Origin of the sequence: Borborobacter xinjiangensis (genome assembly GCF_047739745.1) — a bacterium.
Classification (GTDB): domain Bacteria; phylum Pseudomonadota; class Alphaproteobacteria; order Rhizobiales; family Rhizobiaceae; genus Pseudaminobacter.
Window position 1 is genome coordinate 19584 of the sequence record NZ_JBLLVA010000035.1, and the last position, 14504, is coordinate 34087.

Here is a 14504-nt window from a genome sequence, read left to right on the forward strand (position 1 = left end):
CGAATTAAGAGTCCAGCAAAGCTGAATTGCCGAGCGGCAGCCCGAGGTGCTACCGTGGTGCTCGGACACAGTTCGTGAGGCCAGATGTCCCGACCTCCAAGAAGGCCCGGTTACGACCGCTGCGATGCGGACGGGTGCGACAGCCGCCACGGCTGAATTCGCTTCACCCTCACGAATCCCTTCTGGAGTGTCCTTCCATGCGCGCCTTTACGCGCCTTTCTCCGGCTGTCCTGCTGGTCTTCGCCTGCGCCCTCTGGGGCGGTGCTACGGTCCTCAGCAAGGCACTTCTCGCCTCGATCCCCGCCGTCACCCTCCTGGTGCTTCAGCTCGCCCCCAGCGCCGCCGCGCTCTGGCTTGCGTTCTCCTTCTCCAGGAAACGGCTGGGGTCGCGGCGGCTGATGCTGCCGCTCATCCTGCTCGGCCTGCTCAACCCGGGCATCTCCTACACGCTGAGCCTGATCGGCCTCGCCCGCATCTCCGCGAGCGTGTCGACGCTGCTCTGGGCGGCCGAACCCCTGATGATTCTCGGGTTGGCGGCAGTGTTTCTGCGCGAGCCGGTGACGCCGCGGCTGCTTGCCGTGATGCTGGCGGGCATGTTCGGGGTCTCGCTGGTCTCCGACGCCTGGAGCGGCTTCCAGGGAAACGATAACGACCCCGCGGGAATCCTTCTCCTGCTCGGAGCCGTGCTGTGCTGCGCCTTCTACACCGTCTTCTCGCGCCGATTGAGCGAGAGCCTTGATCCCCTGTTCATCGTCGCAGTCCAGCAAACTGCGGGACTGGGCTGGGCGGTCGCTCTCCTCCTGTGGGGAACATCCCACGGCAGTCCGTCCGATCTCGCACGGCTCTCCCCCGGACTGGCCGCGGCTGCCGCCCTCTCCGGGCTTCTCTACTACGCGGCCGCCTACTGGCTCTACGTCGCGGCGTTGCGATCGGTGCCGGCCGCCGTGGCGGGAAGCTACTTTAACGCGATCCCGGTGTTCGGCGTGACGTTCGCGTTCATCTTTCTCGGAGAGCGGCTGTCAGCCGTGCAATGGGCAGGGGCGGCGGTCATTCTCGCCGCGGTGTTCGAATTGGTCCGGCTGACACAGGACAGGGGGCGCCCCCGGGATGCTGGCCGACCGCGTGGCGCTCGCGTCACCTGACGCGCCTGCCCTCGCTATCGATGACAACTTCGCCGTCGTCCTTGGTGAAGGGGCCGATGTCCGGATTCGGTAGGATGTCGAGCACGGCCTCGGAGGGCCGGCAGGGCCTCGCGCCGAGCGGCGTGACCACGATCGGTCGGTTGATCAGGATCGGATGCTCCATCATGAAGTCGATCAGCTCGTCATCGCTCCACTTGGGATCGCCAATCAACGCCGAAGGCCCGGCAACGCAATGCCGCTCCCCGGAAATTCGGTTGAGCAGGTAGGCGAGCCCTGAGTTGACGTAGACCTGAATTAGGATCGGCACTGCGAGCAGCGCGATCACCATCGGCTGCGCGATGATCTGCTCGCCCTGGAAAGCAAAGAGCAGGACCAGGGTCGCAAGGAGCGCGATCAGGGAAAGCGGCTGCATCCGTGCGAGCAGCCTGTCGAGAGCGGCGTGGCCGCCTGAAGCCAGCAGCCGCGATCGGATTGCCTGGGCGACGATCACGGGCAGCACGATGTAGAGGACGACTAAAAGGAGCAGCGTGTCCCACGGCACGGTGATCGCCGACAGACCGAGCAGCAGGCCGACGATGGGCGCGAAAGCCACCACCATGATTGCATCGTTGAGCGCGACCTGCGAGAGCGTGAAATTCGGCTCGCCCTTCATTAGGGCCGACCAGACGAACACCATGGCGGTGCAGGGTGCTGCCGCGAGGATAATCAGGCCGGCAATGTAGGAGTCGATCTGGTCGGCGGGCAGGTAGGGCCGGAACAGCCAGCCGATAAAGAGCCAGCCGAGGAGCGCCATCGAGAACGGCTTGATCGCCCAGTTGATGAACAGCGTTACGCCGATGCCGCGCCAGTAGGTGCCAACCTTGGGGAGGGAGCGGAAATCGACCCTCAGCAGCATGGGCACGATCATCAGCCAGATCAGGACGGCGACAGGCAGGTTTACGCGGGCCACTTCGGCTGCGCGACCGCTCCAACGAAGCCAGGCATCAGGTAGCCCAGCGCGATGCCCGCCAAGATGCAGAGGGCCACCCATAGAGTCAGGTATTTCTCGAAGAAGCCGATGGCGGCGGGCACCTGGCGAGGTGCGGCGAGTGTGGTGTCTGTCATGATTTATCCTTCAGACGGCCCTGCTGCTCAGCAGCGGCAGGTAATGGCGTCGATGACCGGACGGCAGAGTTCCGGCGCGCCGTTGCAGCAATCCTCCATTAGGAAAGCCAGCAGATCGCGGAAACCTGTCATGTCCGCGGCATAGCGGATGGTGCGGCCGTCGCGCTCGGCGCGGATCAGTCCAGCCTGCGCAAGGATCTTCAGGTGCGAAGAGGTTGCGTTCTGGACGGTTCCGAGACGCTGCCCGATCTCGCCTGCGGGGAGTCCTTCAGGGCCTGCCTTCACGAGCAGCCGGAAGACATCGAGGCGAGTTTCCTGGCCTAGAGCCGCCAAGGCCGCAAGAGCTCCTGCGTTATCCATATATCTATCATCCCCGATATATCGGAGATAGCCCGTCAGCAGGGAAACATCAAGGTGCCGACATTGCCCCGGCTTGGATCCTCTCGGCACAATGTCCGCTTCTAGGCAGTCTCAGCGGTGGGCGGAATGACGAGAAAGGGGTCGTTGGCCGAACGTCGGCTTTCTGAGTTTCTCTGCCAGAACCGGACTGTCAGCAGACGGCCCCATTCCTGCCTTTGCGGTGCCGAGATTGAACCGGAAGTTCGGACGATCCAAACCTTCATGTCGATCTGCCGGAAGTTGTGCAGCGGGGTGGCAAGCCGCCGTACCGTTCGGCCACCTGTGTCTGACGCCCCGGCGCTTTATTCCACATCGTGTTTCGTTCAAATCGCTGTAGAATCGCTACGCAGTTCTAGCTGCCGAAAAGATCAGAGTCAGTCCGGAGGATTTTGCGGTGGACATCGCTTCCTGGCTGCGCGAATTGGGACTGGAGGAATACGCGTCGGCGTTCCGTGACAACGACATCGACGCGCAGCTTCTCCGGAAGCTGACGGGCGAGGATCTCAAGGAACTTGGCGTCGCTTCGGTCGGGCACCGCCGCAAGCTCATCGACGCCATTGCCGACTTGCTGAACCAGGAGGCCAATTCAGCGGGCAGCCTGCCGAACCCTGATCAGCTTGAACACCCGCCGACCGCCGTTTCGTCGGGGGCCGGTGCCGAGCGTCGGCAACTGACCGTCATGTTTTGCGACCTCGTCGGCTCGACAGCTCTGGCGTCGCGTCTCGACGTCGAGGATCTTCGCGAGATTATCGGCGCGTATCAGCAATGCGTATCCGATACAATCAAGCGGTTCGGCGGCTTCGTAGCCAAGTATATGGGCGACGGCGTGCTCGTTTATTTCGGCTATCCGCAGGCTCATGAAGACGACGCTGAACGAGCCGTACGGGCGGGGTTGGCACTGACCGACATGGTCGGCCAGCTTGACCCGTCCGACCCGCTGCAAGTGCATATCGGCATCGCTACCGGGATCGTGGTCGTCGGAGACATTGTCGGCTTTGGTGAGGCTCGCGAACGAGGCGTGGTCGGTGAGACGCCAAATCTTGCGGCCCGGCTGCAGGGTTTGGCCGAGCCGAACACAGTGGTAATCGGGCAGCGAACGCGTCTCCTCCTCGGCCACCTCTTCGATTTTCGTGATCTCGGCACCGTCCAGGTCAAAGGCTATTCCGAGCCAATCAGCGCCTACCAAGTTCTTCGACCGAGCGCCGTCGACAGTCGTTTCGAGGCATTGCGCGGAGAACGGCTGACGCCCCTTGTGGGCCGCGAGACAGAAGTGGAAACCCTGCGCCGCCGCTTGCAGCGCGCAAAGGGCAAGCAGGGCCAGGTGATCCTGCTCTCGGGAGAGCCGGGCATCGGCAAGTCGCGTATCACGGTTGCCATCCTGGAGGAGATTGCGCACGGGCAGCACACGCGCCTCTGCTATTTCTGCTCACCGCATCATAGCGGCAGCGCCCTCTACCCGATCATCCGCCAGCTTGAACGCGCCGCTGCGATCGACCCAGACGACAGTACGCCGGCGAAACTCGACAAGCTGGAGGCGCTTCTCTCCGCCACCTCGACTTCGCCGGAAGACTGCAGCCTGCTCGCAGATCTGCTCTCTCTGCCGAGCGCGGGGCGTTTCCCGACAGTGGATCTCAGCCCGCAACAACGAAAATCGCGGACGCTGCAAGCGCTGGTCCGGCAATTGGAGGCGCTCGCCCGAGGCGGGCCCGTTCTAATGATCTTTGAGGATGTGCATTGGATCGATCCGACCAGCCTGGAGCTTCTCGGTCGAATCGTAGAACGCATCCGGCTGCTGCCCGCGCTACTCATAGTGACGTTCCGGCCCGAGTTCACCCCTCCCTGGACCGGACACGCGCACGTCTCGACGATGACGCTCGGCCGCTTGGGACAGCGCGACGGGGTGACGCTGGTCGAACAAGTGCTCGGCGAACAACACTTGCCTGCGGAAGCCATAAGGGAAATCGTCGAGCGCACGGACGGCGTGCCGCTTTACCTTGAGGAGTTCACGAAGGCAGTGGCAGAAACCTGCGCGGAGGGAGACCACGCGCCGTTGACAGCTTCGGCGAGGGCCGTTGGCGTCCCGGCCACCCTGCACGCGTCCCTCATGTCCCGGCTCGATCGATTGGGCGCGGCGAAAAACATAGCACAGATCGGCGCGGTTATCGGGCGGGAGTTCTCGCATGATCTGTTGGCTGCGGTTGCACCGTATGGGGCAACTGAGCTGCAGGCGTTCATCGATCAGCTCTCCTCGTCCGGGCTGATCTTCCGGCGGGGCACGGCGGCCGATGCATTGTATCTCTTCAAGCATGCCCTCGTGCAGGACGCGGCCTACAACACGCTCCTGCGTCATCCCAGACAACAGTTACATGCCAAGATCGCTCGGACTCTGGAAGAGCGGTTCCCGGCGCAGGCCGCCCGCGAACCGGAGGTGCTGGCCCATCATCTTGCGGAAGCGGGGCAAGTGGCCCGTGCGATCGACTACTGGCTCATCGCGGGCAAGCAGGCTGCCCAACGCTCCGCAAACCTGGAGGCAATCGACCACTTTTCGAGAGCTTTGAAGATGCTGGATTCTCTTCCGCCAGGATCAGAGAAGGACTGGAAGGAACTCGCTTTACAGACGGCAATCGGAACGGCGCTGATTTCGGTTCACGGATATGCTGCCCCGCAAACCGGGGCAGCATACGATCGCGCACGCGTCCTTTGCCAGAAATTTGGGGACGCCGCCGCGCTGCATGCGACGCTGAGCGGCGAGTTCGTTTATCACTTCGTCCGTGGCGACTACGAAATGATGCGGCAGTTGACCAAGGACGCCCGGGAGACTGCCGGGCGCACTGGAGACGATGCGCTTCTGCTGGCTGGGCACCGCATGGGCGGCATGACGGCGATGCACTTCGGATCCTTCATGGAGGCTGAACGCGAATTTGAGACGATCCTACGCCTCTATGACCCCGCCCGACACCGTCCGCCGCCGGTTCTCTATGTGCATGACCCGAAAATTTCAGCGCTCGCCTACTTGGCGATCGTCAAATGGATTCTCGGTAACCCGGATCAGGCACGAAGTTTGGCCATCGACGCGCTTCACTATGCCGAAGAGCTGAACCAGGCGAATCTCACCGCCCACGTCAGAACATACGCGGGCGCGGGACTCGATGAGCTTCTTGGTGAAACCGCGGCGGTGCGCGGCCATGCTGACGCTATTGTTGGTCTGGCCGACCAGCACAGCCTGCACTACTGGCGACTGAACGGTCTATTCCTGCAGGGTTGGGCGATCGCCCAGAACGGGTCCTTTGAGGAAGGTCTGACGCTCATGCGCCAGAGTTTGACTGGTCGGTCCGCCTTGGGCGTGAGTTGGTATCATGTCCGTTATCTTTGCATGCTGGCGACGACACTCCACGCGTCCGGGGCAACGAAAGCTGGCATGCTCGTCGCGCGGGCTAAGGACCACGCCGCTCGCCACGATGAGCACATGTGGGACGCCGAACTCGAGCGGACCGAGGCCGAGTTTGCGCGCCCGCGTTCCGGCAAGGGATGTGAAGCCTTCTTCTTGTCGGCACTCGCGACGGCGCGACGCCAGAACGCCAAGTCATTTGAGCTGCGCGCCGCTGTTGGCCTCGGCAAGCTCTGGAGCAGGCAGGGCCGCTGCGCAGAATCCCGCGATTTGCTCGGTTCGGTCTATAACTCGTTTACCGAAGGATTTAATACCCGCGATTTAACTCAGGCCAGGCAATTACTCGACAGACTACACTGACATACGTTGTGGCAGAGCACCCTCGGCCCGTCGGCTCGCCACCAAGTTGACTCCGACACGCGGCAACGCACGAACCGTGCGTGAAACTCGCAAACATTAAGAACATGCCATTCACGCAACGGTCATGCGCGCCGGTTGACTATCGCGTTATGAACGAGCGCGCGTCGCCGAAGGTGATGCTGCGCCCCTAAACAACGGTCCCCGTGACCATGCGGGGCAGCAAGCATCCGCCGCCGCGTTCAAGCTCGAAGGAATGCCCGGCTTGGGGGCACCGTTCGTCCCTCTGCGTCGGTGATGGCGCTGGGCAGTCGGCGCTGCGTCCGCTTCTGCCAGCTTCCTATGACTGCAGTGGGTCGTCAACGGAACGGCTGCTGTTGACAGCTTGATCCCAAAGCTGGCGGACTGCTTTTGATGCGGTGGACGGCTCTCCTCCCTCCCTGCGGTATGATCGCGGGGCCAGAGCCGGAGGAGAGCTACGATGGGCAACGTTACGACTATTGGTCTGGATATTGCGAAGTCTGTGTTTCAAGTCCACGGCGTGGATGCGGCGGGCGAGGTTGTCGTTCGCAGGAAGCTAACCCGTGGGCGCGTGCTGGCATTCTTCGAGAACTTACCCCGATGCCTGGTCGGGATCGAGGCCTGCAGTGGGCTCGCGAGCTCATCGCACGTGGTCATGATGTGCGGTTGCTGCCGGCCCAGTATGTGAAGCCATATCTGAAGCGGCAGAAGAATGACGCTGCAGACGCAGAGGCGATCTGTGAGGCGGTGACCCGGCCGACGATGCGCTTCGTGCCGGTGAAGTCCCCCGAGCAGCAAAGCGTTATGATGCTGCACCGGGTTCGGTTGATGCTGAACCGCCAGCGGACACAGATATCGAACGCGCTGCGGGCGCACCTATCTGAGTTCGGGGTCGTGGCGCCGATCGGGCGGAATGGAGTCGAGCAGCTCCTCGCGGTCATCAACGACGAGAACGACGCCAGGATACCCGCTGACGCACGGCTATGTCTGCGCATGCTCCAGGCGCAGCTCAAGGTCGTGAAGGCGCAGATCCTCGAGAACGATCGCAGGGTCCGGGCGAATGCACGAAAGACCGAGCTTGGTCGACGGTTGATGGAGATCCCGGGCGTGGGCCCGCTGCTGGCGAGCGCGTTCGTCGCCACCATCGCCGATCCGCACGCTTTCAAGTCGGGGCGATGCCTCTCGGCCTGGATCGGGCTCGTTCCCAAGCAGAACTCAAGTGGGGGCAAGGAGAAGCTCGGCAGCATCTCCAAAGCCGGAAATCGCTACCTGCGCCAGCTGCTCGTGGTCGGAGCGATGGCGGTCATCCGCTATGCCGAGCGGAACGGGACCAGGCGGCCATGGCTCGTGCAATTGATGGCACGACGAACGACGAAGGTGGCGGCGGTTGCGCTGGCTAACAAGACGGCCCGCATGGTCTGGGCATTGATGACAGGCGGCGAGCGCTACAGGGAGCCGCCCATCGCATAGAACGAGACAAGGCGCGCGATCGCCGACGAGGTTGGAAAGGGCGGACAGGAGCTAATGCACAAAGCCGGTTGAAACCGCCGGATCAGGAAAACCCACTGGGGCCGTGCACTTCGAGTGCGAGCTTTCGATCGGGACCTGAGCCGCGCGAATGGCATTATGGCCAGCGGCACATGAAAAGCCGCACCTACAGGTCGGATACATGGCCGCACCAACCAGCGACTGCAAAAGGCTCAAAGAAACCCTTGCCAACGGAGAGCCGTCCATACACGGCCCCCGATCGGCCTACATGAATCCTTGCCGCAGGGGTCTGGAACGGTCCCGACGGACCGGGTTGGGGTGGGAAGAAGACAGTCCGGTTTGTGACGGAATTTCAAGAAAGCTGACTCACAATGTTGCGCTACGCAACGGCACGTGGGCGCCTGTAAAGCCGAACAGGTTTGCCGGGCGCACGTGAGATGATGCCTTTGGCTTCGAGATCAAGCTGGACGGCCTTCAGCCACCATCCAGCTGTCTTAGCCTGCAGGAACGGCGCCGCCAGAAATGCTTTGCTGGATACGAGGCTCGGAAGGGAAGCTGATTGTAGTTGAGACGTACCCGACCAAAGGGCACGGCTCGCCCGCTCGGGCTTTATGAGGTGCAAAACTCAGGAGTTGTACAACGTCGGCGGTCAGCCGAACTGTGATTCAACGCCGGACCAGCAATCTTTCCAGCGCTTCGGCGACAAGGGCGGGAACGCCCTTCGGGTCATCAAGATATGCGGTTTCGAGCAGGCCGTCTGAGAGAGCGACAAGCAGCGAGGCGGTGACGGAAGGGACCGCATCGCCATCGGCGGCAAGAAGCTTCCGGAGACTATCGTGATACCACGCGCGGCGCGCATCAATGGCCTGCCGCACAGGGCTGGTCGGGTCGGGATACTCGGCCGCCGCGTTGAGAAACGGACACCCACGCCAACCTCCCGCGACCACGGCCTCGCTGATGCGCCCCATGATAGCCGCGATCATCGCTCGCGGCGATTGCTCGGGAAGCGCTGAAACGGCGTCCCGCCCAAGCCGGTCCTGCTCCTCGATATAAGTGAGAACGAGATCATCCTTCGACGGGAAGTGGTTGTAGAAGGTCGCCTTAGCCACGCCCGCCTCCGCGATGATGCGGTCGATGCCGACTGCACGAATGCCCTCGGCATAGAAGAGACGGGTAGCGGTATCGAGCAGGCGGCGGCGCGCGGTGCTTGCTCCAGACTCGTTCGGCGAAACGGTTTTGTTCATGCGCTTGACTCTAACAGACAGGTCTGTATTCTGCAAATAGACAGACCTGTCTGAATAGGAGATGATGATGCAGACGAACGAGACAGCCGCGATCATGCGCAGGTTCAACCAGGCGTTCCGCGATCATGAGCCCGCGATTCTCAAAGACCTGATCGCCCCGGACTGCGTAATGGAGTCTATTCAGCCCGCACCTAACGGAACACGATACGAAGGCTATGACGCCTGCCTCGTGTTCTGGGAGGTCCTCGCCACCGACCCGACTGCTCATTTCGACGTCGAAGACACAATCGCGATGGGCGACCGCGCCATCATCCGCTGGCGTTTTAATTTCGGCGACGGTGAATCGGTTCGCGGCGTCAACCTGATGCACGTCCGTCACGGACGGATCATCGAGGCGCTGGGTTATTCAAAAATCCCCGGCCAGTCGGCGCCGCTGCCTGAGTGACAGCAACAATCCATCAGCGTTTCAAGGAGGAAAGCTCATGATTATCATCGCTGGCTACACTCGCACCGACGCTGCGAAGCGAGAGGGCGCCGTGGAAGCCTTCAAGAGCATGGTCGAACGCGCGAGGGCGTATGACGGCTGTCTCGACTTCTCCATAAGCGCGGACGCGCTCGATCCGGAGCGCGTCAATCTCTTCGAATGCTGGCGCGACCAGACCACGCTGGACGCCTGGCGCAAGGTCGCGAAGGGAGGACCGAGGGGAAAACCCCGGGAGGTGGCTGTAAGCCTCTATCGCACCGACAAGTCCGAAAAGCCCTTCTAGGCCCTGATCTCAAGAGGTGAAACGATGAATGCCGACAGCAAGACCACCTTCGAAATAGTCAACCGTTTCCATAATGCGTTCGAAAAGCATCGCCCCGAAGACCTCGACGATCTGATTGGTGAAGGCTGCGTTCTTGAGAATACGACGCCCTCACCGGATGGAGCGCGCTACGAAGGGCGTGAGGCTTGCCTCGACTTCTGGAAGGGGATTGCATCCTCTGCGAACCTCGTCTTCGAAGCCGAGGAGATTGGGGCCAACGAGGATCGCGGGATCATCCGATGGCAGCTCCGTTGGGGCGAGAGCGCGACGGATCGGGTTCGGGGGGTGAACATCATGCGCGTTCGGGACGGAAAGATCGTTGAAGGTCAGGGATACGTGAAGGGATAGGGCATGCCCCTACTCACGGTCTCGCGGGCGTCTTGTGGGATCAAATCGGCTGTCGCAATAGCCCCAAAACTTGCGACAGATGTGATCCAACACCACAGCCACATGCAAGGCCCGCTTTAAGCGTCCTAACCTTCTCCCATGAACGTCCGACTTGCGGTCGGACGCTGAACGGCAGCTTGTCGCTAAACATAGCTGATACCTGACGGTCCGGAATCAGCCCCCGAGCGGCGAAATCCGATTTCCCTACCACTGAGGCCTCTCTCCTCCGCAGTGGTATCAATGGGTGGTTTTCTGTCGGTCAGCTTTTGGAGGGGCACCACCAAGAAGCGGCATTTGTCGGATTGCCAACGTTGGCCGATAGTCCACGCTCACTTAAGGCCGTGCCCGGGCCGACGTGCGGCTCTCACTGTTCCGCTGCTCCCGCCTCCACAGAAGAAGCGGTCGCCGCCATCGGATTCGAGCCCCGAAACGCCGGTTCCTGGCGGCATGTCCAGTCGCTCAAGCACTTCACCCGTTTCCGGGTCGATGCGGCGGAGATCGCTCCCACTGTCTTCCCACGTGCCGTGCCAAAGCTCGCCGTCTACCCAAGTGACGCCGGTGACGAATCGATCGGATTCGATCGTGCGCAGCACTTCTCCGGTCTCGGGATCCACCTGATGGATCTTGCGCCCGCGATGCTGCCCTACCCAGAGCGAGCCCTCCGCCCAGGCCAGCCCCGAGTCACCACCACCCCCGGGCGCGGGTATTGTGGCGACAACCTCGCCGGTCTTGGGATCGATTTTTCGGATCACGGCATCGGCAATCTGGAACAGGTGCTCGCCATCGAAAGCGGTCCCTGCATGGGCGGCGACATCGAGCGATCTCAAGATTTCTCCGCTTTCGGGATCGAGAGCATTCAGCCTGTCGCCGGTTGCGAACCAGATCTGATTGCCGTCGAAGCTGACGCCGGCCACGTCGTTCACATCGGGAAAGGGACCATATTCACGGATGATTTCGGCAGCTGAATGTTTCATGTCCTTCTCCTAGCTGGAAATTCCCGCGACGGGGAGCAACAAGCTTGTCGGAAATCCCGGCACACTGGACGCGATCCAGCGACAGGCCCGACCGCGCCCGAAGGCTTCAACCAGGCCGTCATGGGCAAGCTCTTCAAGTGCCCGCTGCACTGTACGCGGGCTTACGCTCAACGCCAACGCCAATGCCGAACTCGACCAAGCTTCGCCGTCGCCGAGCAGAGCGAGCACTTCGGCATGATCGCCTTCGACGGGCGGCGCCAGCACGGCAACACTGCCCGCAGCGTGGGGCCGCAGAACAAAACCCCGCTTGGTTGCACTCAGCGCCGCCAGCGGTTTGATCGCCTCTCGCAGCCGGGCCATTTCGACACGCAGTCGCGCGCGGTGCGATTCGTCGGCATGCCGTGCCCGGAAAGCGCGTTTGAGAAGCGTTTCGCGCGGTACATCCTCGGGCCATACCTCCGCAAGGGCACGGATGAGTGCGAGCAGCACCGGACGGGCGGCGAGCGGAACGATCTTTGTCCCTGCACGCACGATGTTGCGGCAGGCGTCCACAATGAGCGTATCAGAGGCCAATAGCCTTTCGACCTCTTCGAGATGGAGCAGCCGCTCCACATCGCGTGCCACGAAGCGCGCCGCCGGCGCCCCGAACGCCCGCACTGCCTGGTCGACCTCGGCCACAAGAGCTGGAATGCGCGCGTGTTCCGCTGCCCGTCTTGCCCGTTTCAGAGCGGTTCTCGCTGGCTCCGTCCTGATGCGACGGATGGCTATGCCCGCCACCACCAATTCGCGCCCGACCAGCGAAGCGGGTGGCAGAACGCCGGCATCGAACTCCGCAAGCACCTCTTCGGCTTCATCGAGACGACCGATCAGGAGAAGATACCGGGCTTCGAGATAGCCAGCGTGCGCTGCGTTCCATCGGTCGCCTGACGCTTCGAGTACCGCCCGCGCTGCGTTGAGCGTTTGCAATGAGCGGCCAAGATCGCGCGTAACAAGGGCGATTTCGGCTTCGGCGACGGCACAACGCGCACGGGCCACAGGCTCTTTCGGGCCGAAGGTACGTGCCGCGCTTCGCAGAAGCTCCCTGGCGCGCGTGAGGTCGCCGAGCTGAGCCATCGCGATGCCACGCAACGCCAGTGCGGGTGGATCATCGCGCAATGCGACCCTCTTCAGCGCAGCGAGGGGGTCGCCAGCCGAGAGAGCGCGTGCAGCGGCAGTGATCAGAGAGTCCACTGAAATCCCGTCACACTTGTAACTCTCACCCGACCCTCTGCCCGAGCTAGCCTCTTGGTATCGCAACCGCTGGAAACGGCGAATACGATGAGAGGACCGGAAATGACAATGCGCACAGCAACAGAAATGGTCGCTTCGTCGCCCAGGCCGGCGGTCGATGCGGCACGCCGGCTAGGGCTTGCCGCCGCCCCGACCTTCGCGCTGATGGCCTGGATTTCTGCCGTCGGCTCGCCCGGCATGACGATGTGCTTTGCCGTCTCGGCTTTCGTACCGATCAACGACATGGCCCTCATGTACGTGCTGATGAGCCTCTTCCACCTATCGCCGTGGATGAAGCTCCTTTCCGCCCGTTCGCAGCGCCCCAACACGCCCGTCATTCAAACCGAAGGAGACTGACAATGCAACACGCTATTGTTTTACGCGATGACTGGCTGGCCGCCCGCCGGGACCTCCTGAAAGCTGAGAAGGAACTGACGCGTCTTCGCGACAAGGTCGCTCGTGAGCGGCTCGCCCTACCCTGGGTGCGCATCGACAAGGAATACGTGTTTGACACGCCCGAGGGCTCGCGCACGCTGGCCGATCTCTTCGACGGTCGATCGCAACTTCTGGCGCAGCATTTCATGTTCGCGCCGGGATGGAAGGAAGGCTGCCCGAGCTGTTCCTACATGGCCGATCACACCGATGGGATGAACAAGCATCTGGCGCATCACGACGTCACCATGATCGCCGTCTCGCGCGCGCCGCTTGCCGAGATCGAGCGCTACCGCAAACGCATGGGCTGGCAGTTCAAATGGGTGTCGTCCTTCGGCAACGACTTCAACTACGACTTCCGCGTCAGCTTCACTCCCGAGGAGGTCGCCAGCGGGCACATCGACTACAATTTCGGCGAATGGCAGGAAACCGGCGAGGAATGGCCCGGCGTCAGCGCCTTCTATAAGGACGACGCGGGCGAGGTCTTCCGCACCTATTCCACCTACGGGCGCGGCGTCGAGGTGATGATGGGCACCTACAACATGCTCGATCTCGCTCCGAAGGGCCGCAACGAGGCCGAGGGAATGGACTGGGTGCGCCGCCACGATCGCTACGAGTAGCCGCCCCAGAGAGCATGGGCACGATGACCTGCTAGCAACGAGAAAATGAGTTGATTGCCGGATTCGACGGGATTCCGGCAATTGCCTTTCGTTCTATGAATCCGTGGCTCGGCCTCGTGTCCAGTAGCCACAAAAATGGGCAGACGGAACATGATCTGGCTCTTGCGGCACAATCAGGAACTGATGTCGGCACGACCTGCCAGGCGGCAGGATAACCGAATGCGGCGCAATCGCCGCAGTTTTGCTCAGTCGTCGCGTCCGCTTCCAGGAACAGCAATACGATTTCGATGGCTGGAATGCGCCGAATGGCAGCTTGTCGGAAATCTCGGACAGAAGCGGACAGTCCGGTTTCGGCCGCGACCATCGGATCTCATTCCGCGACCATAGCTGTGGCGCATCCATCGGGCGCCGATCAACCAAACGGATTCGCTTCAGGCAATGCTTGCCTGCTGTTGGATTCACTTATGGCGGCCGAGCCAGGACCCGAGTGTTGAGTGCGTCAAGGTTGACGGTAGAGGCAACGCAGATCACTGGACCCGGTGAAATTTCGGTTGGCTCTTCCGGCCGCCGATCCGCCGGACAACTAACCCGACATCGCTGTCATTCTCATCCGACGGCTGCGTGGCCGCCGCGGTTCCGCTTTTACCTGGACATTCATGACTTCTCTTTCAGCTTACCGCGACCAGTGGTTCGGCAACATCCGCGCCGACCTGCTCGCAGCACTTGTCATACCAACGGCAAACTGAATTCTGATCATGCGGGAGATTTCTGTGATTGCCTCCCTCGCGCGGCGCTCTACCTCCTCTGTACGACATCTGGGAGGCACCTATGAAGAGAACTGAAACTCGCGACGCGCTTGTCGACAAGGGTCGC

Annotated in this window: 13 protein-coding genes, 2 pseudogenes and 1 other annotated feature; of the genes and pseudogenes, 8 read left to right on the forward strand and 7 right to left on the reverse strand. The window is 62.0% G+C overall.

Annotated elements, in window-relative coordinates; translation table 11 throughout:
• Nucleotides 1-197 precede the first annotated feature (197 nt).
• Complete coding sequence (locus ACLKMW_RS23405; protein WP_415726937.1) at nucleotides 198-1142, forward strand: DMT family transporter; 945 nt, start codon at nucleotides 198-200, stop codon at nucleotides 1140-1142.
• Here ACLKMW_RS23405 and ACLKMW_RS23410 read toward each other — a convergent pair.
• The 3 genes and pseudogenes from ACLKMW_RS23410 to ACLKMW_RS23420 all read right to left on the reverse strand — a co-directional run bounded on the left by ACLKMW_RS23410 (nucleotide 1135) and on the right by ACLKMW_RS23420 (nucleotide 2606).
• Nucleotides 1135-1353, reverse strand: a complete 219-nt coding sequence (locus ACLKMW_RS23410) for an ArsC/Spx/MgsR family protein (RefSeq protein WP_415726949.1) — start codon at nucleotides 1351-1353, stop codon at nucleotides 1135-1137. The two genes, ACLKMW_RS23405 and ACLKMW_RS23410, sit on opposite strands and share 8 nt — an antisense overlap.
• A pseudogene (gene arsB, locus ACLKMW_RS23415) lies at nucleotides 1345-2201 on the reverse strand (ACR3 family arsenite efflux transporter); the annotation flags it as partial. The gene ACLKMW_RS23410 and the pseudogene arsB, both read right to left, overlap by 9 nt.
• Before the next feature lie 72 nt (nucleotides 2202-2273).
• On the reverse strand, nucleotides 2274-2606 hold the full coding sequence (locus ACLKMW_RS23420) for an ArsR/SmtB family transcription factor (protein WP_415726938.1): 333 nt from the start codon (nucleotides 2604-2606) through the stop codon (nucleotides 2274-2276).
• 433 nt (nucleotides 2607-3039) lie between these two features.
• On the opposite strand from ACLKMW_RS23420, the gene ACLKMW_RS23425 reads away from it, so the two are divergent.
• Complete coding sequence (locus ACLKMW_RS23425) at nucleotides 3040-6393, forward strand: adenylate/guanylate cyclase domain-containing protein (RefSeq protein ID WP_415726939.1); 3354 nt, start codon at nucleotides 3040-3042, stop codon at nucleotides 6391-6393.
• 478 nt (nucleotides 6394-6871) lie between these two features.
• Nucleotides 6872-7881, forward strand: a pseudogene (locus ACLKMW_RS23430) (IS110 family RNA-guided transposase).
• 397 nt (nucleotides 7882-8278) lie between these two features.
• On the opposite strand, the gene ACLKMW_RS23435 reads toward ACLKMW_RS23430, so the two are convergent.
• Both ACLKMW_RS23435 and ACLKMW_RS23440 read right to left on the reverse strand, forming a co-directional pair.
• Complete coding sequence (locus ACLKMW_RS23435) at nucleotides 8279-8521, reverse strand: DUF6958 family protein (protein WP_415726940.1); 243 nt, start codon at nucleotides 8519-8521, stop codon at nucleotides 8279-8281.
• A 43-nt stretch (nucleotides 8522-8564) separates the two neighbouring features.
• Nucleotides 8565-9143, reverse strand: a complete 579-nt coding sequence (locus tag ACLKMW_RS23440) for a TetR/AcrR family transcriptional regulator (protein ID WP_415726941.1) — start codon at nucleotides 9141-9143, stop codon at nucleotides 8565-8567.
• Nucleotides 9144-9210: 67 nt separating this feature from the next.
• Between ACLKMW_RS23440 and ACLKMW_RS23445 the strand changes: the two genes are divergently transcribed.
• The 3 genes from ACLKMW_RS23445 to ACLKMW_RS23455 are packed head-to-tail and all read left to right on the forward strand — an operon-like array spanning nucleotide 9211 to nucleotide 10297.
• The gene (locus ACLKMW_RS23445) at nucleotides 9211-9588 is read left to right on the forward strand and encodes a nuclear transport factor 2 family protein (RefSeq protein ID WP_415726950.1); all 378 of its coding nucleotides are present in this window, start codon (nucleotides 9211-9213) and stop codon (nucleotides 9586-9588) included.
• 37 nt (nucleotides 9589-9625) lie between these two features.
• Nucleotides 9626-9910: a putative quinol monooxygenase gene (locus ACLKMW_RS23450; RefSeq protein ID WP_415726942.1), complete on the forward strand. Its 285-nt coding sequence runs from the start codon at nucleotides 9626-9628 to the stop codon at nucleotides 9908-9910.
• 24 nt (nucleotides 9911-9934) lie between these two features.
• Complete coding sequence (locus tag ACLKMW_RS23455) at nucleotides 9935-10297, forward strand: nuclear transport factor 2 family protein (RefSeq protein WP_415726943.1); 363 nt, start codon at nucleotides 9935-9937, stop codon at nucleotides 10295-10297.
• A gap of 368 nt (nucleotides 10298-10665) precedes the next feature.
• On the opposite strand, the gene ACLKMW_RS23460 is transcribed toward ACLKMW_RS23455, so the two are convergent.
• On the reverse strand, nucleotides 10666-11310 hold the full coding sequence (locus ACLKMW_RS23460) for a Vgb family protein (protein WP_415726944.1): 645 nt from the start codon (nucleotides 11308-11310) through the stop codon (nucleotides 10666-10668).
• A gap of 9 nt (nucleotides 11311-11319) precedes the next feature.
• Nucleotides 11320-12540, reverse strand: a complete 1221-nt coding sequence (locus ACLKMW_RS23465) for a helix-turn-helix domain-containing protein (protein WP_415726945.1) — start codon at nucleotides 12538-12540, stop codon at nucleotides 11320-11322.
• A gap of 102 nt (nucleotides 12541-12642) precedes the next feature.
• Between ACLKMW_RS23465 and ACLKMW_RS23470 the strand changes: the two genes are divergently transcribed.
• Entirely contained in the window at nucleotides 12643-12936 is a 294-nt protein-coding gene (locus tag ACLKMW_RS23470) for a hypothetical protein (protein ID WP_415726946.1), read from the forward strand.
• A gap of 2 nt (nucleotides 12937-12938) precedes the next feature.
• Nucleotides 12939-13631, forward strand: coding sequence for a DUF899 domain-containing protein (locus ACLKMW_RS23475; RefSeq protein ID WP_415726947.1), 693 nt, complete (start codon nucleotides 12939-12941; stop codon nucleotides 13629-13631).
• A 529-nt stretch (nucleotides 13632-14160) separates the two neighbouring features.
• Nucleotides 14161-14216, forward strand: a sequence feature (sul1 is cis-regulatory element that is thought to sense ions involved in sulfur or methionine metabolism; They are found in Alphaproteobacteria).
• Nucleotides 14217-14504: the final 288 nt, after the last annotated feature.